21 protein-coding genes are annotated in these 22,079 nt (G+C 61.3%); 13 read left to right on the forward strand and 8 right to left on the reverse strand.

Features of this window, described 5'->3' with window-relative positions; all coding sequences use genetic code 11:
* Positions 1-79 precede the first annotated feature (79 nt).
* Complete coding sequence (locus tag DQ405_RS00580; RefSeq protein WP_168422429.1) at positions 80-472, forward strand: DUF4168 domain-containing protein; 393 nt, start codon at positions 80-82, stop codon at positions 470-472.
* A 291-nt stretch (positions 473-763) separates the two neighbouring features.
* Here DQ405_RS00580 and DQ405_RS00585 read toward each other — a convergent pair whose 3' ends face one another.
* The 3 genes from DQ405_RS00585 to DQ405_RS00595 all read right to left on the reverse strand — a co-directional run bounded on the left by DQ405_RS00585 (position 764) and on the right by DQ405_RS00595 (position 3,007).
* Complete coding sequence (locus tag DQ405_RS00585) at positions 764-1,222, reverse strand: DUF1456 family protein (protein ID WP_019341757.1); 459 nt, start codon at positions 1,220-1,222, stop codon at positions 764-766.
* Between the two features lie 102 nt (positions 1,223-1,324).
* Positions 1,325-1,624: a c-type cytochrome gene (locus DQ405_RS00590; protein WP_446730853.1), complete on the reverse strand. Its 300-nt coding sequence runs from the start codon at positions 1,622-1,624 to the stop codon at positions 1,325-1,327.
* Positions 1,625-1,738: 114 nt separating this feature from the next.
* Entirely contained in the window at positions 1,739-3,007 is a 1,269-nt protein-coding gene (locus tag DQ405_RS00595) for a PQQ-dependent sugar dehydrogenase (protein ID WP_168422431.1), read from the reverse strand.
* 318 nt (positions 3,008-3,325) lie between these two features.
* Here DQ405_RS00595 and DQ405_RS00600 point away from each other — a divergent pair, with 318 nt between their 5' ends.
* Complete coding sequence (locus tag DQ405_RS00600) at positions 3,326-4,057, forward strand: carbonic anhydrase (protein ID WP_168422432.1); 732 nt, start codon at positions 3,326-3,328, stop codon at positions 4,055-4,057.
* Positions 4,058-4,255: 198 nt separating this feature from the next.
* Positions 4,256-5,875 (forward strand): NAD(P)/FAD-dependent oxidoreductase, encoded by a 1,620-nt coding sequence (locus DQ405_RS00605; protein WP_168422433.1) that lies wholly within the window; start codon positions 4,256-4,258, stop codon positions 5,873-5,875.
* A 7-nt stretch (positions 5,876-5,882) separates the two neighbouring features.
* Here the strand turns inward: DQ405_RS00605 and DQ405_RS00610 are convergent, their stop codons facing one another.
* Positions 5,883-6,206, reverse strand: a complete 324-nt coding sequence (locus DQ405_RS00610; protein WP_168422434.1) for a hypothetical protein — start codon at positions 6,204-6,206, stop codon at positions 5,883-5,885.
* Positions 6,207-6,298: 92 nt separating this feature from the next.
* A complete protein-coding gene (locus DQ405_RS00615) occupies positions 6,299-6,757 on the reverse strand; it encodes a DUF3859 domain-containing protein (RefSeq protein WP_168422435.1) in 459 nt (152 codons plus the stop codon).
* Between the two features lie 198 nt (positions 6,758-6,955).
* Between DQ405_RS00615 and DQ405_RS00620 the strand changes: the two genes are divergently transcribed.
* The gene (locus DQ405_RS00620; RefSeq protein ID WP_168422436.1) at positions 6,956-7,399 is read left to right on the forward strand and encodes a DUF2147 domain-containing protein; all 444 of its coding nucleotides are present in this window, start codon (positions 6,956-6,958) and stop codon (positions 7,397-7,399) included.
* Between the two features lie 98 nt (positions 7,400-7,497).
* Positions 7,498-8,559 (forward strand): serine hydrolase domain-containing protein, encoded by a 1,062-nt coding sequence (locus DQ405_RS00625; protein WP_168422437.1) that lies wholly within the window; start codon positions 7,498-7,500, stop codon positions 8,557-8,559.
* A gap of 374 nt (positions 8,560-8,933) precedes the next feature.
* Here the strand turns inward: DQ405_RS00625 and DQ405_RS00630 are convergent, their stop codons facing one another.
* Positions 8,934-9,554: a glutathione S-transferase family protein gene (locus DQ405_RS00630; protein ID WP_168422438.1), complete on the reverse strand. Its 621-nt coding sequence runs from the start codon at positions 9,552-9,554 to the stop codon at positions 8,934-8,936.
* 392 nt (positions 9,555-9,946) lie between these two features.
* Between DQ405_RS00630 and DQ405_RS00635 the strand changes: the two genes are divergently transcribed.
* From DQ405_RS00635 to DQ405_RS00640, 3 genes are read left to right on the forward strand one after another with little or no spacing between them, the layout of a single operon-like run.
* A complete protein-coding gene (locus tag DQ405_RS00635; RefSeq protein ID WP_168422724.1) occupies positions 9,947-10,843 on the forward strand; it encodes a DNA/RNA non-specific endonuclease in 897 nt (298 codons plus the stop codon).
* A 38-nt stretch (positions 10,844-10,881) separates the two neighbouring features.
* A complete protein-coding gene (locus DQ405_RS28055; RefSeq protein ID WP_274597399.1) occupies positions 10,882-11,010 on the forward strand; it encodes a hypothetical protein in 129 nt (42 codons plus the stop codon).
* Positions 11,010-12,437, forward strand: a complete 1,428-nt coding sequence (locus tag DQ405_RS00640; protein ID WP_168422439.1) for a GMC oxidoreductase — start codon at positions 11,010-11,012, stop codon at positions 12,435-12,437. Before DQ405_RS28055 ends, DQ405_RS00640 begins: the two co-directional genes overlap by 1 nt.
* Before the next feature lie 359 nt (positions 12,438-12,796).
* Here DQ405_RS00640 and typA read toward each other — a convergent pair whose 3' ends face one another.
* Together typA and thiI are read right to left on the reverse strand one after the other, a co-directional pair.
* A complete protein-coding gene (typA, locus tag DQ405_RS00645; RefSeq protein ID WP_168422440.1) occupies positions 12,797-14,617 on the reverse strand; it encodes a translational GTPase TypA in 1,821 nt (606 codons plus the stop codon).
* A gap of 170 nt (positions 14,618-14,787) precedes the next feature.
* Entirely contained in the window at positions 14,788-16,242 is a 1,455-nt protein-coding gene (gene thiI, locus DQ405_RS00650) for a tRNA uracil 4-sulfurtransferase ThiI (RefSeq protein WP_168422441.1), read from the reverse strand.
* A 338-nt stretch (positions 16,243-16,580) separates the two neighbouring features.
* Here thiI and glnA point away from each other — a divergent pair, with 338 nt between their 5' ends.
* The 5 genes from glnA (at position 16,581) to ntrC (ending at position 22,065) form a co-directional block, all read left to right on the forward strand.
* Positions 16,581-17,987 carry a glutamate--ammonia ligase gene (gene glnA, locus DQ405_RS00655; RefSeq protein WP_168422442.1) on the forward strand — a complete coding sequence of 469 codons (1,407 nt, stop codon included), beginning with the start codon at positions 16,581-16,583 and terminating at the stop codon, positions 17,985-17,987.
* Between the two features lie 235 nt (positions 17,988-18,222).
* On the forward strand, positions 18,223-18,753 hold the full coding sequence (locus tag DQ405_RS00660) for a DUF4124 domain-containing protein (RefSeq protein WP_168422443.1): 531 nt from the start codon (positions 18,223-18,225) through the stop codon (positions 18,751-18,753).
* A complete protein-coding gene (locus DQ405_RS00665) occupies positions 18,750-19,382 on the forward strand; it encodes a DUF4124 domain-containing protein (RefSeq protein WP_174824638.1) in 633 nt (210 codons plus the stop codon). Before DQ405_RS00660 ends, DQ405_RS00665 begins: the two co-directional genes overlap by 4 nt.
* 167 nt (positions 19,383-19,549) lie before the next feature.
* A complete protein-coding gene (gene glnL / locus DQ405_RS00670) occupies positions 19,550-20,632 on the forward strand; it encodes a nitrogen regulation protein NR(II) (protein ID WP_168422444.1) in 1,083 nt (360 codons plus the stop codon).
* Entirely contained in the window at positions 20,629-22,065 is a 1,437-nt protein-coding gene (gene ntrC / locus DQ405_RS00675; RefSeq protein WP_168422445.1) for a nitrogen regulation protein NR(I), read from the forward strand. Before glnL ends, ntrC begins: the two co-directional genes overlap by 4 nt.
* The last annotated feature ends 14 nt before the right edge of the window (positions 22,066-22,079 follow it).

Raw genomic sequence — 22,079 nt, forward strand, 5'->3', positions numbered from 1 at the left:
AAACACTTGGAGATACCCGTTCAGGCTGGCATGGCTGATGCAACGCCCCTGGCGTCTTTCAACAGCAGGAATATCGAACATGACCAAGCTAAACGCTCGCCTCGTTTCCGCCAGCCTTACCGCTCTTCTGATGGCCGCTGGCGCCGCCCAGGTATCCGCGCAGCAGGCCAGTCCGGCGCCGGCCACGCAACCGGCACCGGCGATGCAGGCAGCAGACATCAGCGACAAGAAGCTGGAGAAGTTTGCCGACTCGCTGGGCGAGATCATGGAGATTCGCGAGGACTTCACCGCCAAGCTGGAAAAGACCGGTGACCCGGCCGAGGCTCAGCAACTGCAGCAGCAAGCCAACGACAAGATGATGAGCACCGTTGAAGACAACGACCTCAGCATCGAGGAGTACAACGCCATCAACCAGGCCGTACAGAACGATCCGCAGCTGCGCGACAAGGTCATCGCGATGGTGCAGAACTAAGGATTGATCGGTTCATGAGCCCCGCCCCGGCGTAATGTCGGTCACTTAGGGGAGACGCCGCATTCTTATGCAGATTGCGGCGTTTTTCTGCTCTAAGCGAACCCCGCAGCCCCGTAGGAGCGAGCTTGCTCGCTAATCCACGCCACGCAAAAAGCTTCGCGAGCAAGCTCGCTCCTACAGGCCGGGCCATAATGCCGCGGTGCTTTGCTTTGCCTAGACACTTATAAGTGACCCGCCCTGGCGGTTCTTTTGCTAGATCCGCGCAAAAGGCTTCAGCGGCCCGCTACCCGATCATTTCCCGCGCAGCGCCAACCCTTTGAGAAAGTTGCGCAGTAGTTGGTCGCCACAGACACGGTAGTTGCTGTGCCCGACCTTGCGGAACAGCGCGTTGAGTTCCGGCTTGGACACAGGGAAGTCGACCGACTGAAGAATCGCGTGCATGTCGTCCTCCTTCAGTTCGAAGGCCACACGCAGCTTCTTCAGCACCATGTTGTTGGTGACCGGTAGTTCGATCGGCGGTGTCGGCCGGCTCTCGTCCTTGCCGCGCTTGTAGATCACCAGGCCGTCGAGGAAATGCGCCATGATCCGATCGCCACAGGGCTTGAAGCCCTCCTCATCCTCCTTCTTCAGGTAGGCCACCGCCTCGCTGTCGGGAATCTCGCAACCGGTCAGCCGAGTGATTTCGGCGATCTTGGCGTCGTTGACGTTAAGGATGTAGCGCAGGCTGCGCATCACATCGTTATTAAGCATGGACAATCCTTCTGGCAACGGGAGAGCCGGCACACGCCGAGCCTCGATGGCGCGCGAGTATAAGGCGTAAGCGCCGGCAGGTGAAAAACGCGCACCGTCGTGCTACTCCGGCAGTTCAACGCTGACCTTGATCGCGGAATACCAGGCGGCCAAATTGGCAATGTCGTCATCGCTCAGGCCTGCAGCGATCACCGACATCTGTGGGTGCTTGCGTTCGCCGCTGCGGAAGGCTTTGAGCTGGCGGGACAGATAGAGCTCGCCGTTGCCAGCCAGATTCGGCGCATCAGCGACTTTGCTCAACCCATCGAGGCCATGGCAGGCCGCGCACATCTTTGCCTTGGTTTTCCCCGCACCGATATCCGCAGCTCTCACTTCTGTTGCGAACAGCAACGCCAGCAACATTAGCCAGGGTACCAGCAGCCCGCCACGACGATGTCTAGCCATACGAATCACTCCCAGGACTACGCCGCCTGGCTCGAATGAACGAGCCGGGCAGCCTCACAGAAAAAGCTGACGTCAGTTCGAATCGCCGTCATAGGAGATCCGGTAGATCGCCCCGGCAGTGTCGTCACTCACCAGCAGTGAGCCATCTTTCAACTGCGCCACATCGACGATGCGGCCGAAGTACTCGCCGGTGTCCTCGTTCAGCCAGCCTTCGGCGAACGGCACCGTGTCGCCGGATGGTGCCGAGCCGTCTGCCGCGAACGGAGTGAACATCACCCGTGCACCGGCCGGTTCGGTGCGGTTCCAGCTGCCACGCTGCGCGCTGAACAAGCCGCCGCGGTATTCCTCGGGAAACATCTTGCCGGTGTAGAACATCAGGCCCATATCCGCCGCGTGGGCGACCGTCTCTACCACCGGGAAGGTAAGGCCCTCCGGTGGCGTCTCTTCAGCGTATTCGTTGGTACGCACCTGACCGCCGCCATACCAGGGCATGCCGAACTGCATGCCGGCCTTCGGCGCATGGTTGATTTCACCCGGCGGGATGTCGTCGCCCATGCCGTCCACCTGGTTATCGGTAAACCACAGCTCCTTGGTGGTCGGGTTGTAGGTGATCCCCACCGAGTTGCGTACACCAGTGGCATAGACCTCCCGCTTGCTGCCGTCACGTTCCATGCGCACGATGCCGCCGATGCCGTGCTGGTTGTATAGCTCCAGCTTGTCCTTCGGCGGCACGTTGTGCGGCTGCCCCAGGGACACGGTGAGTTTGTTGTCCGGCCCGACAGCGCAGACCCGCGCGCCATGGTTGTAGCTCTCCTCATCGGAGGGGATCAGCTCGCCGGAGGGGACCACGATATCGGCAGCGACATCCGGCCCCTCGTAGAAGAACTCTGCCGCGGGGAAGACCAGCACGCGGTTGTGCTCGGCGACGAAGAGAAAGCCATCCGGACTGAAGCATGGGCCCGGCTGGGTAAAAGAGATGGCCGGGGCGAAACGTTTGACCTCGTCGGCGGTACGGTTCTTGGTGCGATCGGTGACAGTCCACAGATCGGTCTTGCGCGTGCCGACGAACACCACGCCGCTGGACGGCCCCACCGCCATGTGCCGCGCATCGGGCACCACCGCGTAGAGCTCGATCTTGAAGCCATCCGGCAGTTTGATGCGCTCCAGGTTGTTGCGGATCGCATCGGCGATCTCGCCGTCCTGTGGCACGGTTTTCATGTCGAGGGACTGGCCGGTGGTCTTCATCGAGCGCATGCGCTCCAGCGCTTCGTCACTGGTGGGCGCGGCCACCGCCAGTCCGGACATGCAGATCAGCAACGCACTCAAGGGAGCATGTTTCATAGGGCACCAACCTCATCGAGGGTCGTCTCGCTGGACGATCATTATTGTTTTTCTGCTCAGCGCCCCGGACCGCCGCGACCAGCGTGCACCAGGCGTTCAAAAGCGAGCGCTCAGTCACAGCGTAGCGTCAAACGAAACCTTTGCCAGATGACCGAAACCCGCCAACTCATCCCTGCGTCCAACGCGTACCGGCCCTAATGCAGACCGTCGGCCCGAGGCGCAACGGGCGAGCAATCTGCCGGCTTGCCTTGTCAGAAGGCTCGGGCGCGCCGCTGTTCCGGGCCTGCTCTGTCCATAGATGAAGTTGGAGAGGTTTGCATGAAAAGAGCTGCACTTGGTCTTGGCGTTTTGCTCGCCTGCGCGAATGCAACGGCCGTTACGCCAGGTACTCACTGGGGCTATTCCGGAGAAGCGGGGCCGGAGAACTGGGCAAAGCTGACGCCGGAATTCAGCGCCTGCGGTGGCAAGAACCAGGCACCGGTCGACCTCAGCGGTTTCGTCGAGGCCGAACTGGCTCCGCTACAGCTCAGCTACTCGGCGGGCGCAAGCAAGGTCGTCAACCTCGGGCACACAGTGCAGGTGGTCTATGAGCCCGGCAGCCATCTGACGCTCGATGGCAAGGACTACGAGCTGCTGCAGTTCCACTTTCATATGCCCAGCGAGAATCTGATCAAGGGCCAGTCCTATCCGTTGGAAGGGCATCTGGTTCATGCCGACGAGGACGGCAACCTTGCGGTCCTCGCGCTGATGTTCAAGACCGGCGAGCACAACGCCGCGCTGGCTCGTTTGTGGGACAAACCGCCGACAGATGGCCAGACCCAGCAGATCGCGCCCATGGCCAACGCCAGCGAACTGCTGCCCGATAATCTGGACTACTACCGTTTCAGCGGCTCGCTGACCACGCCACCCTGCACCGAAGGCGTGCGCTGGCTGGTGCTGAAGCAGCCGCTGATCGCCTCCGAGAAGCAGATCAACGCACTGACAAAGGCGGTAGGCCACGCCAACAATCGCCCACCGCAGCCACTCAACTCCAGGGTCGTGCTTCAGTAACCAGGGCTGCGCCGTCCAGCGCCATTGAAACGCAACGAGGCGGGAGCCTCCGGCAATGCGCCAGTGCCTGAATGACAGCCTCAACCCGCGCAGCTACACTGCGCGCCTCCCTTCGACCTATCGATTCGCCGACCCTTAGTGGCCGGGGAATCGAACGGCTGTCATCACCTCTGCCGGGGCCACCGGCCAGGACTTGTCATGATCCGCATCACTGAACTGCAACTGCCCCTCGACCACCCCGCCGAGGCGCTGCGCCAGGCGATCGTTGCGCGCCTGAAGATCAGCGACACCGAGCTGCTGGACTTCACGGTTTTCAAGCGCAGCTATGACGCGCGCAAGAAGAACAGCGAGATCACCTTCGTCTACATCATCGACGCCAGCGTGGCGAATGAAGAGCAGGTGCTCGCGCGGCTGGCCGACGACCGCAACATCCGCGTCTCGCCGGACACCGGCTACTACCCGGTCGGCCAGGCCCCCGACGGGCTGAGCGAGCGTCCGCTGGTGATTGGCTTTGGCCCGTGCGGCCTGTTCGCCGCGCTGACCCTGGCGCAGATGGGCTTCCGCCCGATCGTGCTGGAGCGCGGGCGCGACGTGCGCAGCCGTACCAAGGACACCTGGGCGCTGTGGCGCAAGAAGGTGCTGAGTCCGGAATCCAACGTGCAGTTCGGCGAAGGCGGCGCCGGGCTGTTCTCCGACGGCAAACTCTACAGCCAGATCAAGGACCCGAAGTTCTACGGCCGCAAGGTGATGCACGAGTTCGTCCGTGCTGGCGCGCCGGAAGAAATCATGTTCGTCAGCAAGCCGCACATCGGCACCTTTCGCCTGACCGGCGTGGTGTCGACCATGCGCGAAGAGATCAAGGCGCTGGGCGGCGAGGTGCGCTTCGACAGCCGGGTGGTCGACTTCATCATCGAGGACGGCCGTATCCAGGGCGTGCGCATGACCGATGGAGAAGAAATCCGCAGCCGCTACGTCGTGCTCGCCCTCGGTCACAGTTCGCGGGATACGTTCCGCATGCTGCACGAGCGCGGCGTCTATATCGAAGCCAAGCCCTTTGCCGTGGGCTTTCGCATCGAGCACCCGCAATCGCTGGTCGACAACGCACGTCTGGGCAAATACGCGGGGCATCCGGAGCTGGGCGCGGCCGACTACAAGCTGGTCTACCACGCCAAAAACGGTCGGGCGGTCTACAGCTTCTGCATGTGCCCGGGCGGCACCGTGGTGGCAGCCACGTCCGAGCCGAACCGCGTAGTCACCAACGGCATGAGCCAGTACTCGCGCAACGAGCGCAACGCCAACGCGGGCATCGTCGTCGGCATCAACCCGGACGAGGATTTCCCCGGCGGCCCGCTTGCAGGCGTCGAATTGCAGGAAAGACTTGAATCGCGTGCCTTCGAGCTGGGCGGAAATGACTACTGCGCACCGGGGCAATTGGTGGGCGACTTCATCCGCGGCCGGGCTTCCAAAGCCTTCGGCGAGGTCGAGCCGTCCTACAAGCCCGGCGTGCGTCTGGGTGACCTGGCTCCGTCGTTGCCCGACTACGTCATCGAGGCGATCCGCGAAGCGCTGCCGGCCTTCGGCAAGCAGATCCGCGGGTTCGACCGCGCCGACGCAATCCTAACCGGCATCGAGACGCGCACATCTTCACCGGTGCGGATCAAGCGCAATAACGAATCCCTGCAAAGCATCAATACCCGCGGACTGTATCCGGCAGGAGAAGGCGCCGGTTATGCCGGCGGGATTCTTTCGGCAGGCGTCGATGGAATCAAGGTGGCCGAAGCCGTGGCCATCGCCATGCTGGCTGATCTTCAAGGCTGAACCGGTCTCAGGGTCGCTGGCGTTTGTGCTCGAAGGCTTCGACACACGCGGGCAAGTCATAGAAGCGCGGCGTCCCGCCGACCCGATTTCCGTTCTCGCCCGCCGTCTTGCGTTGGCATTCGGCTTCAGACCGGGAACTGCGCTTGGCGTTCATGCAGTCTTGAAAAGCCGCTTCGCGTAACGGCGCCAACTTCTCGGCCCATGCCGCTTCGCATTGCCGATCCAGCTCGCCCTGCCGCCGGGCAAACGCCTCTTCCTCGTTCTTGAACGCCCCCTGCGCCTGGATTGTCAGGACGCACAGCAGCAACGCGGTAAATTTCCCCTGTTTCATTGACGCACTCCTTTGCTGAGCCAGCCGCCAGCATGGCGCAGCGACGAGGACCAAAAAAGCGAGATGGGTGCCTGGTTCTCTTCGCTTACCGCTCAACGCACCTGGAAGCGCTGTTCAGCCAGCTTGCGGTCGCCCTGGAACACCAGGAAGTGCCACTCGCCTGGAACAAGCTCATGCGTTTCGGTGAACTCGAATGCCATGACATCCGTTGGCGCCTCCGGAACCAGCTTCTGCACAACTTCGTAGCGGTCGTGCCGTTGGCCGCTCGGATCGACCACGCCGGGCGTCAGATAGAGCAAGGTAAGCGGCGTATCGTCGGCACGCTTGCCCTCCAACCGGTAGCGCAGGCCGAACTTGGTGCCAATCTTCAACGGCACTTGGTCAACCTCCAGGATGCGCTGATCGCCGCGAGTCAGGACCCGTTCGCCAGGCTGTTGGTCCTGGTAACGGCTTTCGAACACACCGGCCTCCACCGGGCCGGCGACGCGTACATCGGCACAAGCCAAACCGGGCAACAACAACGCAAACAGCAGCGGACGAAGAGTAGGCATAACGGGCTCCCTGGCAGAAAGCAGCGAGCCTATGACATTGGCGTGACAGCCACGTGACAGGGTTCTGCGCCTGGCTGGTGCGTCATTCCGACGTTTGATGGCCTTAGATCAGATGACAACGCTCCAACCGAGCCGAGGCACTACCGCCCATAACCAGTGATAAAGTCACTGGGGTCGACTATTGCTCTCGGAGAATCCATGCACTCACTGCTTACCACCCTGTTGCTGGCATTACCCCTGACCACCTCGCTAGCCTTCGCCGCCGAATCGCCTGCGGGCCGCTGGCAGACCATCGACGATGAGACCGGCAAGCCCAAGTCCATCGTTGAAATCCAACAGGCCGCCGACGGCAGCCTCAGCGGCAAGGTGGCGGAAATTCTACAGTCGGACCACGGCCCCAACCCGGTATGCAGCGAGTGCGACGGCGATCGCAAAAACAAGCCGATCACCGGCATGACAATTCTCTGGGACCTCAAACCCGACGGCCAAAACGTCTGGAGCGGCGGCACCATACTCGACCCCGCCAAGGGCAAGACCTACCGATCCAAGGCGACGCTGCTCAAAGGCGGCGACAAGCTGGAAGTGCGCGGCTACATCGGCATCGAAGCGTTGGGACGCAGCCAGACCTGGATTCGTCAGTAACCGTAGGCAGGTCCGGCAGCCCGCCGGGCACGAAGGGGTCGCACCAGCAAACCGCCACGCAAACCAGCACGCCGAGATGATTCGCGGGTCATACCCAAATGCGATCTCTCTCCTCCGGCGCCAACGCACAAGCACCCCACGGGTATCGCCACACACTCGGCGTGGCGTTCCTGCTCGTCATAAGCCTGCAGAGCTCCGCTGAAACCGCTGTCAGATTCGATGGCGTGCTCAAGCAGGCCGAACAGCTCGAACAGCTGGAAACCCTGATCATTGCCCAGCATGGCGAGATCATCGTCGAGCGAGGCTTTCGCGGCCATCGCACGACCTCACCGGCCAATATCAAATCCGCGTCCAAGTCAGTGATTTCCGCGCTGGTCGGCATCGCCATCGACAAAGGCATTCTTGAAGGAACGGATCAACCCGTCGCCGAGCTTCTGAAGGCGGACTTGCCGGCAAAGGCTGATCCACGATTGCAGCAGGTGACGGTAGGCAACCTGCTCTCAATGCAGGCAGGCCTCGGATCGACTTCTGGACGCCACTACGGCGCCTGGGTAGCGAGCCGCAACTGGGTAAGGGCCGCACTGGCACGGCCCTTCGAGGCGGAACCGGGCGGCGCGATGATCTATTCCACCGGATCGAGCCATCTGCTTTCGGCCATTCTCACCCGGCGCACCGGCAAATCCACCCTACAACTGGCACGACAATGGCTGGCGCCGCTCGACGGCTTCGCCATCAGCGCCTGGACCCGTGATCCGCAAGGCATCTACCTGGGCGGCAACGAAATGGCGATGACGCCGCGCTCGCTGCTCGCGTTCGGCGAGCTCTATCGCCGCGAAGGTGTCACGGCCTCCGGGGGACGGCTGCTATCCAAGGAATGGATCGAGGCCTCCTGGACGCCACGCACACGCTCGCGCTACACCGGTCACGGTTATGGATACGGCTGGTTCATCAGTCAGTTTGACGACATGGCCGTGCGCTACGGCTGGGGCTACGGTGGGCAGATGGTGTACGTGGTGCCCGAGCTCGCCATGACTGCGGTGATGACCTCAAATACGCAACAACCCTCCGGTGGCGCCATGGGTCATCGTGATGCGCTGCATCGATTGCTCGGTCAAATTATCGAGGCGATGCGCGAGACAGCGCTGCCGCCAGCTGGGTGACGAATCAGACCTCGGCACTCGTGAAGCGCTGCAGGAGGACAGCGAACAGATTCACCTTCCCGAACCGAAGGTCCATATAACGACCCGGTCCGTGTGGCCGCAGCAAGGGCAGTTAGCATGGCGGTCATATTTGACGCACGGCAACCTTACAGTCGGCGCTCTAGCGAGCCGAACCTCGTGACGATGCGGGACACTCCCGCCGAAGACTGAACACCGCCCGGACTCCTGCTGCAACCAGCCAGCCGGCCCCATCCGCGTCGGCAGTGCCCGTGAACGAGTCGCGGCGCTGCCAGGTGGTTGGATGCCGTTTTCAGCGGGCCTGAACAACACAGCCAGCACCAGGCACTCGCCCATAACCGTATCGCCGAAGACGCCTAGCTTGCAGCAAGTGCCTCGGCAATTGTTGGAGGTGCGGCAGCGCGGGCGTACATCGACTTCAGGTACTCTCTCAATCTCGGTGCTCCGTCGAGCATGTTTTCTTCGTTCGCCCAGTCCAGCGTATATGCCGCCGTGAAATCAGCCACGCTGAGCCGGTCGGCCACCATGAACTCGCGCTCCTTCATGTGTCGTTCGAGCACCGCCACCATCTCCACGCATTCCTGCCTCGCCAGGTCGATGTCTTGCGGTAATCGCTTATGTTCCGGATAAAGAAACGTGTGCCGCGTGATGCGCCAGAGCGGCTGTTCTATTTCGGTCACAAGGAAGAATATCCAACGGTACATCTGCGCCCTGTCTTCCACCGTCGCCGGGATGTATCCCGCCTGAGGATTCTTGTCCGCCAGATAGAGCTGAATCGCGACCGACTCGGTCACGACCAAGCTCCCGTCGACCAACACAGGGACCTTGGCAGCGGGGTTGAGAGCCAGAAAGTCCGGTCGCGTATTTTCGCCTAGCAGGATATGCACCGGGAGCATCTCGTACTCCAGGCCTAGTTCATTGAGTAACCACATAACGCGCAGGGCGCGGGTTGGGGGCGTTCCGTATAGTTTCAACATTTTCGGCTCCATTGATTTTTGGATACCACAAGTTGTCTTGACGCCTGATCTAATCGAGTGGAGGCGTACGGAATCGACACGTCATCAAAAATTCGCCAATGAGCGATGCCGAAGAGCCGCTGAGGCCGTGTCTACGTCCGAACAGATGACGCCGATGGACAGACCAGCTTTCGTGCCAGTGCACGCCCCGCTACACCCCGGCTTGCTGACGCCACCAGTCCGGATGACTGACGCGGGTCGACCACCGTGACCGCGTAGGCTAAACCTTCACAGATCATCGCTACGTTGAGTTCAACGTCCATGCAAGCCAGCCTTGGCAGGCTTTGCCCACAACCGGAGGTTCTGTGCCCGAACCAGCCGCTCAATTGCCCTACCGCCCACGCCTGGCCGACATGCGTCCGCTTGGCCAGCCGACTGCGTGGGTGAATCCTGCCTTTGCACTGGCTTCGTCCCGAACCACATCGGCCGACAGGCTGATGGATCGGGAGGGCTATCGGTCCGAGTTCCTCGCAGATTTCAACGTCCCGTGGCCACAGCTGGCCGAACCCTACCGAGATGATCTTCTGCCGATCCCGAACAGCACCGGAGATCGGCTCGACTACACCCATTTTTCCATCGCCATGTCCAGAAGCCGGCGCCTGGCCTTGTTCGTCGGCGTAAACATTGAGGGAGGTTCGCTGGTCGAGGTGATACGCGGCAGGGATCGCTGGACGTATGACGGGCGCATTCCGGCCGAGGCGCAGGTCGGCGAGTCTCTCTACGCAGACAACCTGCTCGACCGCGGCCACCTCGTGCGCCGCCAGGACCCAAACTGGGGGCCCCTGGCCGAGCAAGCCAACACCGACACCTTTCATTTCACCAATTGCTCACCGCAAATGGCCGGCTTCAACCAAAAGAACTGGCTGGACCTGGAAAATTACCTGCTCGACAACACCCGCCGCTGGCAAGCCCGCGCCACGGTGTTCAGCGGTCCGGTATTCAGCGATGCCGATCGGCTCTACCGTGGCGTCGCGATACCTAACGCATTCTGGAAAGTCGTCGCCTTTATGGGCGGCGACGGAAAGCCCTCCGCAACCGCCTACATGATCGACCAGTCCGGCGAACTCGGCCGCCTCAACCTTCTATTCGGACGTTTCAGGACTTACCAACGTAGCGTGCTGCAGATCGAGCGTCTCACCGGAATCGATTTTGGCGCCCTCTCTGACTACGACGGATTTTCGAACGAAGAGCGCGCCACGGGCACACGGATCGAGGCTGAAATAAGGCAGCTGGGCGATATTCGGATCTGAGGTTGAAGATGACGCTGTAACGGGGGCGATGAAACGGAATGAACAGACGCCGCGTGCTCAAGATCGGCTTGTTGAATCTACTGCTCGCCTGGCTTCCCGTGACGCGTGCGCGCCTCGCCCGCTACGTCGAGCGGGACGGCTGGATTCTGCGCGCAGAAGATCGCTGATGAAGGTCAGCGCCGAGCAGCTCGCAGAGGCACTACCGTTCGATTACTGCATTGTCGGCAGCGGGCCGGCCGGCATCACCCTGGCACTGGCGCTGGAGGCGACCGGCAAGCGCATCCTGTTGATCGAAGGCGGTGGCGAGTCGCCCTCTGATGCATCGCAGGAACTCTACCGGGGCGAGGTAGTGGGCCATGCTTATCGCCCACTGGACACGTGCCGAATACGCGCCTTCGGTGGCTCCTCGAATGGTTGGGGCGGTTGGTGTCGCCCGCTGGATGCTGTCGACTTCACGGAAAAGCCGGGCCTCGCCGACGGCGGCTGGCCGATCGGGCACAGCGACCTCGCACCCTATGCCGCACGCGCGGATGAGCTGTTCAAATTAGGCCCTGCTGAAGACGAGCCTGCGCTGGCCGGAGCGCTGCTCAAACAGAGCAGCTTCCGCTATTCCACGGTGAACTTCGGCCAGAAATACAAGGAACGTCTGTTCGCCTCGGCGAACGTGGCGGTAGCGCTGAATACCAGCCTCGTGGCGATCTTGACCGACGGCACGGCGGTTACCGGTCTGCGGGTGGACGTCGGCGGGATGCGCAGGACGCTCACGGCGCGTTGCTACATTCTGGCCACCGGCGGCATCGAGAACAGCCGCCTCCTGCTATGGAGCAACCAGCTAGCGCACGGAGCGTTGATCAAGCAGCCGGCGACGCTGGGTCGCTACTGGATGGAGCACCCGCACTTCACCCTCGGCGAGATCCTGCTCAAACGCCGGGCTGGGCTGAATTTCGATGAAAAGAGCGTCGGCTTCGTATCACCGACGCCGGAGCTGATGGCACGTAAGCAGTTGCTCAATTGCGGCCTGCGGATCATCCGCAGCGACGACGCCGAGACCCTCGCCAGCATTCGCCGGCTAGCCCGGGTAGCGCCACACCTCGCCAGCACAATCTTGCGAGACTATCGCCAGGGAAGAAGTTATGGAGCGGTGCTGCGCGCTAGCTGGGAGCAATATCCGCGCGCGCAAAGCCGCGTTGCGCTGGCGCGAGAAAAGGACCGTCTCGGCATTCCGCGGGTGATCCTCTACTGGACGCTGGACAACGGGGACAAGCGAACCGCCCTGGAAAGCGCCCGACACCTCGGCCGCTACATCGCCGACCTCGATCTTGGGCGCCTGCGCCTGGACCGCTGGCTATCCAACACCGATCCCTTCCCCACCAACGATGAGGTCGGCGGTTGCCATCACATGGGCGGCACGCGCATGGCCCGCACGCCAGAACAGGGGATCGTCGACCGCGACTGCAAGGTGTTCGGCCAACGGAATCTTTATATCGCCGGCTCTTCGGTATTTCCCAGCAGCGGCTTCGCCAATCCGACCTACACCATCGTGCAGCTGGCACTACGCCTGGCGGAGCACCTGGCGCGGCTGAGCGGCGGCTGAGCACGCCGCCTTTGCTGAGCCGGCCCAGCCGGAGGTAGAAACCGCCGGCAAATATGGCGATAGATTTGTGTGGGCGGGAAATAGGGGAAAAGGGGGAAAGGGCGCTCGCATTCCATCAAGAAAGTGGCGGCCTGAAGGTCGTGAGCAGCCAGCAGCTTAGCCCCGAGGCAGGCGTTCAACCGGGGGCGTTGCGTACCTCCCGCGAAAGAGCTGCAACCTGACTGAGCGCCGGAATACACCACAGCTCTCGCACGAACGGGCACAAAAGACCTGCTCCTAAAAAACAAAACCCCGCATCGCGGGGTTTTGTTATCAGACGAGGCGCCTAACGGCGCCATTCCGATGCAGCTAAGCGGGAATCAAGCCTTGGCTTTCTTCGCAGCGCGGTTGCGCTCGCCTTCGTCGAGGATCTTCTTGCGAAGACGGATCGACTTCGGGGTCACTTCGCAGAGCTCGTCGTCCTGGATGAACTCCAGTGCCTGCTCCAGTGTGAAGCGGACCGGCGGGACCAGGGCGATGGTTTCGTCCTTGCCCGAAGCGCGCATGTTGTCGAGCTTCTTGCCTTTGGTTGGGTTCACGCCCATGTCGTTGTCACGGCTGTTCAGGCCAACGATCTGACCGTTGTAGATTTCCTGGCCGTGCTCGACGAACAGCTTGCCGCGTGCCTGCAAGGTTTCCAGGGAGTAGGTCAATGCCTTGCCGGTCTCGACCGATACCAGCACGCCGTTCTGACGCCCGGACATGTGTCCGGACTTCATCACATCGTAGCGATCAAAGATGGAGGTCAGAATGCCTGCACCGTTGGTGATGGTCAGGAAGTGGTTACGGAAACCGATCAGGCCACGGGCCGGGATGTTGTATTCAAGGCGCACACGGCCCTTGCCATCCGGAACCATGTTGCTCAAATCACCCTTACGCAGGCCCATTTCTTCCATGACCTTGCCCTGGGATTCTTCCGGGATGTCGATGGTGACGTTTTCGTAAGGCTCGTGCTTAGCGCCGTCCACTTCGCGAATGATCACTTCCGGACGACCTACGGCCATCTCGAAACCTTCGCGACGCATGGTTTCGATCAGGACCGACAGGTGCAGTTCACCACGTCCAGAGACCTTGAACTTGTCGGCAGAATCGCCTTCCTCGACACGCAGGGCTACGTTGTACAGCAGCTCCTTGTCGAGACGGTCCTTGATGTTACGGCTGGTGACGAACTTGCCTTCCTTGCCGCAGAACGGCGAATCGTTGACTTGGAAGGTCATGGAAACGGTCGGCTCGTCAACGGTCAGCGGCTTCATCGCTTCGACGTTGTTTTGATCGCACAGAGTGTCGGAGATGAACAGTTCATCCATACCGCTGATGCAAACGATGTCGCCCGCAGTGGCTTCGTCAACGTCGACACGGTGCAGACCGTGGTGACCCATCAACTTGAGGATACGGCCGTTACGCTTCTTGCCATGCATGTCGATGGCGGTGACCGGGGTGTTCGGCTTGACGCGACCACGGGCGATACGGCCTACACCGATGATGCCGAGGAAGCTGTTGTAGTCCAGAGCGGAGATCTGCATCTGGAACGGGCCGTCGATATCAACATTCGGGGCCGGTACGTGGTCGACGATAGCCTGATACAGCGGAGTCATGTCTTCGGCCATGTCGGTGTGATCCAGACCGGCGATGCCGTTCAGGGCCGAGGCGTAGACGACCTGGAAATCCAGCTGTTCTTCGGTGGCGCCGAGGTTGTCGAACAGATCGAAAATCTGATCCAGCACCCAATCAGGACGCGCGCCTGGGCGGTCGACCTTGTTGATCACGACGATCGGACGCAAGCCGGCTTCGAAGGCTTTCTTGGTCACGAAGCGGGTTTGCGGCATCGGGCCGTCTTGGGCGTCGACCAGCAGCAGCACGGAGTCGACCATCGACATCACGCGCTCCACTTCACCACCAAAGTCGGCGTGGCCGGGGGTGTCGACGATGTTGATGCGGTAATCGTTCCAGCGAATGGCGGTGTTCTTGGCCAGGATGGTGATGCCGCGTTCCTTTTCCTGGTCGTTGGAGTCCATCACGCGCTCGTCGTTGAGCTCGCCGCGCTCCAGGGTGCCGGACTGACGCAGAAGCTTGTCGACCAGGGTGGTTTTGCCATGGTCAACGTGAGCGATGATGGCGATGTTACGTAGATTCTCGATCACAGTAGTGGTCTCGTAGTTGGGTCGGGCGACGGAGCGGATGCGTTCAGCGCCCTACGCGAAAAATCGGATTTGATAAAAGCTGGTAATTGATGAGGCGTCGCGGCGTTTACAGGCCGCGGTGAGGGTCGGGAGGGCGATGGCGGATACTGCCGCCATTCAGCCCAGGCGTCTTATGCCGGACGATAAACGCGCACATTGACATGCCCCTCACTCAACAAATGATGAGCATGCAGGCGGCTCATGACACCTTTATCGCAATACAGCAGGTACTGGCGATTCACGTCCAGCTCCTTGAAGCGGTTGTTGATTGCGTAAAACGGCAACGTTTGCACTTCGATGCCATCCATCTGCAGGGGTTCGTCCTCGGCTGCATCCGGGTGACGGATGTCCAATATCACCTGGCCTGCAGACGCCTCGGCGACTTCTTCGACTTGCAGGTCCTGATCCAGCTCGTCGATCACCCGGTCGATGGCGACTTGACGGGCGTTCGCCATGGCACGCTCGAGCACTGCCATGTCGAACTGCTTCTCTTCGTGCTCGATGCGGTAGCGCTTGGCCTTGGTGGTCGGGTTCTTCGAGATCACGCCGCAGTATTCGGGCATGTTCTTGGCGAACTCGGCGGTGCCGATTTCGAAGGCGGTATCGATAATGTCCTGCTTGTGGCTGGCGATCAGCGGGCGCAGCACCAGCATATCGGTGGCCGAGTCGATCACCGACAAATTCGGCAGCGTCTGGCTCGACACCTGAGAAATCGCTTCGCCGGTCACCAGCGCATCGATATGCAGCCGCTCGGCAATCTCGGTGGAGGCGCGCAGCATCATGCGCTTGAGGACCACGCCCATCTGACTGTTGTCGACTTTCTCGAGAATCTCGCCGACCACTTCTTCGAAGGGCACGCTGATGAACAGCACGCGATGTGAGCTGCCGTACTTCTTCCATAGATAGTGGGCGACTTCCATCACGCCCAGCTCATGAGCGCGGCCGCCGAGATTGAAGAAGCAGAAGTGGGTCATCAGCCCGCGCCGCATCATCTGGTAGGCGGCCACGGTGGAGTCAAAACCACCCGACATCAGCACCAGCGTCTGCTCCAGCGCACCCAGCGGATAACCGCCGATGCCGTCATGCTGGGCATGTACGACAAACAGGCGCTGGTCGCGGATTTCCATCCGCACCTCGATTTCCGGTGTTTTTAAGGAGATACCCGCGGCACCGCATTCCTCACGCAACCGGCTGCCGACGAGTCGCTCCACGTCCATCGAACTGAACGGATGCTTGCCGGCACGTTTGCAGCGCACGGCGAAGATCTTGCCGGGGAGGCGGTCGGCAAAGTGCGATTTGCACTTTTCTACGATGTCATCCAGATCGCCCAGCGGATACTCATGAACTTCCAGGCAATGCGCGATGCCCGGCGTGCAGCGCAGGCGCTCGATCATCAGCTGGAGCGACTTCGAGTCGCTGAGCGCCGTTTCCACCTCAACGTTGTCCCACACGCCTTCCACCCGCAAGTCGGGATCGAGGTCGCGCAGCACGGTGCGGATATTCTTCGCCAGCTGGCGAATGAAGCCCTTGCGCACCGGTGGGCTCTTGATGGTGATTTCTGGGAATACTTTGACGATCAGCTTCATGGAAACAGCGCGCGCGCTGGCAAGGCGTAAAAAGAGGGGGGCGGAGTATATCGGAAATTGGTCAAGCTTTAGGCAGTTTTATCAAACGCGCCTAGACTGCACCCAAATTGAACAAACCCGAACAGTGTTGCACCAATAAGGTGCAGAAAAACACTGACATGTGCGGCTGGCCATTGCCCCTGACTCGCGAGGCCCAGCTTGCACGCTTCCGGCGCCCAATACGGAGCGCTGGCATGCAATTTGCTCTCTTGTGAGGCAGATCGCCTTGGCGGAACATCGCCGCCCGGCTTCACCCTGATTCGGAAGCGCCAGTCAGCTTCCACCACTTGGAGAACACCATGTCGAAGTCGCTTCAACTGATCAAAGATTACGATGTGAAGTGGATTGATCTGCGCTTCACTGACACCAAAGGCAAGCAGCACCACGTCACTATTCCAGCTCGTGACGCTCACGACGAAGATTTCTTTGAGCACGGCAAGATGTTCGACGGCTCCTCCATCCATGGATGGAAGGGCATCGAAGCCTCCGACATGATCCTTATGCCGGTCGACGAGACCGCCGTGCTGGACCCGTTCACCGAAGAGCCGACCCTGATCCTGGTCTGCGATATCGTCGAGCCGAGCACCATGCAGGGCTACGACCGTGACCCACGCTCGATTGCCAAGCGCGCCGAGGAGTTCCTCAAGTCCACCGGCATCGGTGACACCGTATTCGTCGGTCCCGAGCCCGAGTTTTTCATCTTCGACGAGGTGAAGTTCAAGTCCGACATTTCCGGCTCGATGTTCAAGATCTACTCCGAGCAGGGCTCCTGGATGACCGATCAGGACGTCGAAGGCGGCAACAAGGGCCATCGCCCAGCCGTCAAGGGCGGCTACTTCCCGGTTCCGCCGTGCGACCACGACCATGAAATCCGTACGGCCATGTGCAACGCCATGGAAGAGATGGGCCTGGTTGTTGAAGTGCACCACCACGAAGTGGCGACTGCCGGTCAGAACGAAATCGGCGTCAAGTTCAACACCCTGGTTGCCAAGGCTGACGAGGTTCAGACCCTCAAATACTGCGTGCACAACGTGGCCGATGCCTATGGCAAGACTGCGACCTTTATGCCGAAGCCGCTATACGGCGACAACGGCTCGGGCATGCACGTGCACATGTCCATCTCCAAAGATGGCAAGAACACCTTCTCCGGCGAAGGCTATGCCGGTCTGTCCGATACCGCGCTGTACTTCATCGGCGGCATCATCAAGCACGGCAAGGCGCTGAACGGCTTCACCAACCCGTCGACTAACTCCTACAAGCGTCTGGTCCCGGGCTTCGAAGCCCCGGTGATGCTGGCCTACTCGGCCCGCAACCGCTCCGCCTCGATCCGTATTCCGTACGTATCCAGCCCGAAAGCCCGCCGTATCGAAGCGCGCTTCCCGGACCCGGCCGCCAACCCCTACCTGTGCTTCGCCGCACTGCTGATGGCTGGCCTGGACGGCATCCAGAACAAGATTCACCCTGGCGATGCAGCTGACAAGAACCTGTACGATCTGCCGCCGGAAGAAGGCAAGCTGATCCCGCAGGTGTGCGGCAGCCTGAAGGAAGCCCTGGAAGAGCTGGGCAAGGGCCGTGCGTTCCTGACCAAGGGCGGCGTGTTCTCCGACGACTTCATTGACGCCTACCTCGAGCTCAAGAGCGAGGAAGAAATCAAGGTCCGTACCTTCGTGCATCCGCTGGAATACGACCTGTACTACAGCGTCTAAGCCGGTCCGCGCGACCCGAGGCCTCCTTCAGAAGGCCTCGTTTGCGAACAAACCCCGCCTTTCGGCGGGGTTTGTTTTTTCGGGCCGTAAATTCAGCGGATGCGACAGCCACCACCGATCGCGCTCGTCCAAACGATTGAGCCCAGGTTGCTGCCGCTCCCAAATCACGCGGATCGAGCTTGCTTGCACGCCCAGGCGGTGCAAGGCTTGCAATACCCATCCGCGGAGCTTCCCCATGCGCATCGCATTGTTCAGCCTGCTTTTGCTCGCTACGGCTCCGGCCCTGGCGCAGATCTACAAGTACACCGACGACAAGGGCAACACGGTGTTCACCAATCAGCCGCCAGAAGGCGTCGCCGCCGACACGGTCGACTTGCCGCCGGCCAATACGGTCAACATCCGCACACCCGAACCCCCGCCGCCGCTGGCGCAGGAAAATGGCGAGGAAGGCGGACAGCCACAGCCCTACCGGAGCCTGGCCATCGGCGGCATTCCCGATGAGCAGGCGCTGCGCGCCAACAATGGCACCTTTGTCGTCAACGCCCAGCTCGACCCGCCGTTGAAGCAGGGCCACCAGATCCGCTTTCTGCTCGATGGTATTCCGCAAGCGGCACCGAGCAGCGACACCTCACTGCAACTGAATAACGTTGATCGAGGCAGCCACTTGCTGGAAGTCCAGGTGCTCAGCGGTGACCGGGTGCTGCAGCGCAGCACAGAAGCATTCACTGTGCAGCGGGTGCATACCTCCAGCCCCGCACGCAGATGAAAGCGATCCTCAGGCTCGGCCTGCTCGCCCTGTTTTCGCTGCTCGCGCTACCCGCCAGCGCCGGCATCTACAGCTACATCGACGCACAGGGCAATCGCGTATTTACCGACCGCCCGGGTGGCCGGCCAGTCGAATCGGTCGATGCCAAACCAGTCAACAGCATGCCCGCTCAGCCTGTGGCGCTGCCTGCCGTAAAACACGAAGCGAAGCGCGAGCCTCGCGTCGCTTATCGGCTGCTGGATATCGTCCAGCCCGAACCCGACGCCACGATCCGCAACAACGCTGGCGAACTGTCTGTCAGCGTAACCAGTGACCCAATGCTACAGCCCGACCATCTGTATCGTCTGTTGCTCGATGGCAGCCCGATTGCACCCGATAGTAGCCAACCCACCGTAGCACTTCATAACCTCGACCGTGGTACCCACCATCTGATCGTAGAAGTTGTCGACGACCAGGGACTGGTATTGCAGAGCAGCCCGCCGCGCACCTTCCACCTGCTGCGCACCTCCCTCGCTCAAAGACGCATGGTCAACCCATGCAAGAAGGACGAATACGGCGTTCGCCCTGAATGTCCGCTGAAGGACAAGCCCAAGGAAAAGAAAGATATTCCCTTCGTGCCCTTTCTGTGACCATTCTATGCACCTGAATGGTGCGCAAGCCGGACCGGTCTGATCCGCTTTACTCGTTTTCGGCGACGCCCTGCCCTGGAGCGCTAGAGAGAACGGCGCTGCGCCGAAAAAGAGCGTCTTGGTTTGCTTCTTGCATTTCCTGTCTTACCTATCGGATGCAGACAGCCATGATCAACGAAGCCCTACAGCGCCTGCTGATCGAGAACCTGACCACCGCTACCCTACTGCTCGATTCGCGCTTGCGCCTGGAATACATGAATCCGGCGGCGGAAATGCTGCTCGCTGTGAGCGGCCAGCGCAGCCACGGCCAGTTCATCAGCGAACTATTCACTGAATCGCCCGAAGCGTTGGCAGCTCTACGCCAGGCCGTCGAACAGGCACATCCCTTTACCAAGCGTGAAGCGACACTGACCTCCACCAACGGCCAGGCGTTGACTGTCGACTACGCCGTCACGCCAATACTGTCCCGGCAGGAAACCATGCTGCTGCTGGAAGTACTGCCCCGCGACCGGCTGCTGCGCATCACTAAGGAAGAGGCGCAGCTGTCTGCGCACGAGACCACCAAACTGCTGGTGCGCGGCCTCGCTCATGAGATCAAGAACCCGCTCGGCGGCATCCGCGGTGCGGCGCAACTGCTGGCGCGGGAGCTGCCCGATGAGGATCTCAAGGACTACACGGAGGTGATCATCGAAGAGGCCGACCGGCTACGAAATCTGGTCGACCGGATGCTCGGCTCGAACAAGCTGCCGTCGCTGTCGATGATCAACGTTCATGAAGTGCTCGAACATGTGGCCAGCCTGATCGAGGCTGAAAGCCAGGGCAGCCTCATTTTGGTGCGTGACTACGACCCGAGCATCCCAGAAGTGCTGCTCGACCGGGAGCAGATGATCCAGGCGGTGCTCAACATCATGCGCAACGCCATGCAGGCCTTGGCCGGGCAGAGCGAACTGGGGCTCGCGCGGCTGACCCTGCGCACGCGCACCCTGCGTCAGTTCACCATCGGCCATGTTCGGCATCGCCTGGTCGCACGTGTCGAGATCATCGACAACGGGCCGGGCATCCCGGCCGACCTGCAGAACACGCTCTTTTATCCGATGGTCAGCGGTCGCCCGGACGGCACCGGACTGGGTCTGGCCATCACTCAGAACATCATTAGCCAGCACCAGGGCCTGATCGAATGCGAGAGCCATCCCGGCCATACCGCGTTCTCGATCTTCCTGCCGTTGGAACAAGGAGCTCCTTGCGCATGAGTCGAAGCGAAAACGTCTGGATCGTCGATGACGACCGCTCCATCCGCTGGGTACTGGAAAAGGCTCTGCAACAGGAAGGCATGGCCACGCAGAGCTTCGACAGTGCCGACAGCGTGCTCTCCCGCCTGGCGCGGCAACAACCGGATGTGATCATCTCCGACATTCGCATGCCCGGCATCAGCGGCCTGGACCTGCTGGCGCAGATCCGCGAGCTGTACCCGCGCCTGCCGGTGATCATCATGACCGCACATTCGGACCTCGACAGCGCGGTGGCATCCTACCAGGGCGGCGCCTTCGAATACCTGCCCAAGCCATTCGACGTCGACGACGCCGTGTCATTGGTCAAGCGCGCCAACCAGCATGCGCAGGAACAGCAGAACCTGCAGGAACCCACCAACCAGCACCACACGCCGGAAATAATCGGCGAGGCGCCGGCGATGCAGGAAGTCTTTCGCGCCATCGGCCGGCTTTCGCATTCCAATATCACCGTGCTGATCAATGGTGAGTCCGGCACCGGCAAGGAACTGGTCGCACACGCGCTGCATCGTCACAGCCCGCGCGCGGCATCGCCGTTCATCGCATTGAACATGGCGGCCATCCCGAAAGACCTGATGGAATCGGAGCTGTTCGGCCACGAGAAAGGTGCCTTCACCGGTGCGGCCAACCAACGCCGCGGGCGTTTCGAGCAAGCCGACGGCGGCACCCTATTTCTCGACGAGATCGGCGATATGCCGGCCGATACCCAAACCCGCCTGCTGCGCGTCTTGGCCGACGGCGAGTTCTACCGCGTCGGCGGCCACACGCCGGTAAAAGTCGACGTGCGCATCATCGCCGCCACCCATCAGGATCTGGAAACCCTGGTGCAGGCGGGCAAATTCCGAGAAGACCTGTTCCATCGCCTGAACGTCATTCGCATCCACATTCCGCGGTTGGCCGATCGGCGCGAAGACATCCCCGCATTGGTCCGGCATTTTCTCGTCAGTGCCGCGCAGGAGCTGGCCGTCGAGACCAAACTGCTCAAATCCGAAACCGAAGAATATATGCAGAACCTGCCCTGGCCGGGCAACGTACGCCAGCTGGAAAACACCTGCCGCTGGATCACGGTGATGGCCTCAGGGCGCGAAGTCCACGTCAGCGACCTCCCCCCGGAGTTGCTCAATCAGCACGCCGACGCCCTGCCGTCGAACAACTGGGAGCAGGCGCTGCATCAATGGGCCGACCTGGCGCTGGCTCGCGGTCAGTCCAGCCTGCTCGACGAAGCGGTGCCGGCATTCGAGCGGATCATGATCGAGACAGCCCTCAAGCACACCGCCGGCCGACGTCGCGATGCGGCCCTGCTGCTCGGCTGGGGACGCAACACCCTGACGCGAAAGATCAAGGAACTGGGCATGGGTGGCGACGCCGGTGATGACGACGAGGGCGAGGACAACTGACCGAACGGTGTGAG

The sequence above is a fragment of the Pseudomonas sp. SST3 genome (assembly GCF_003325755.1).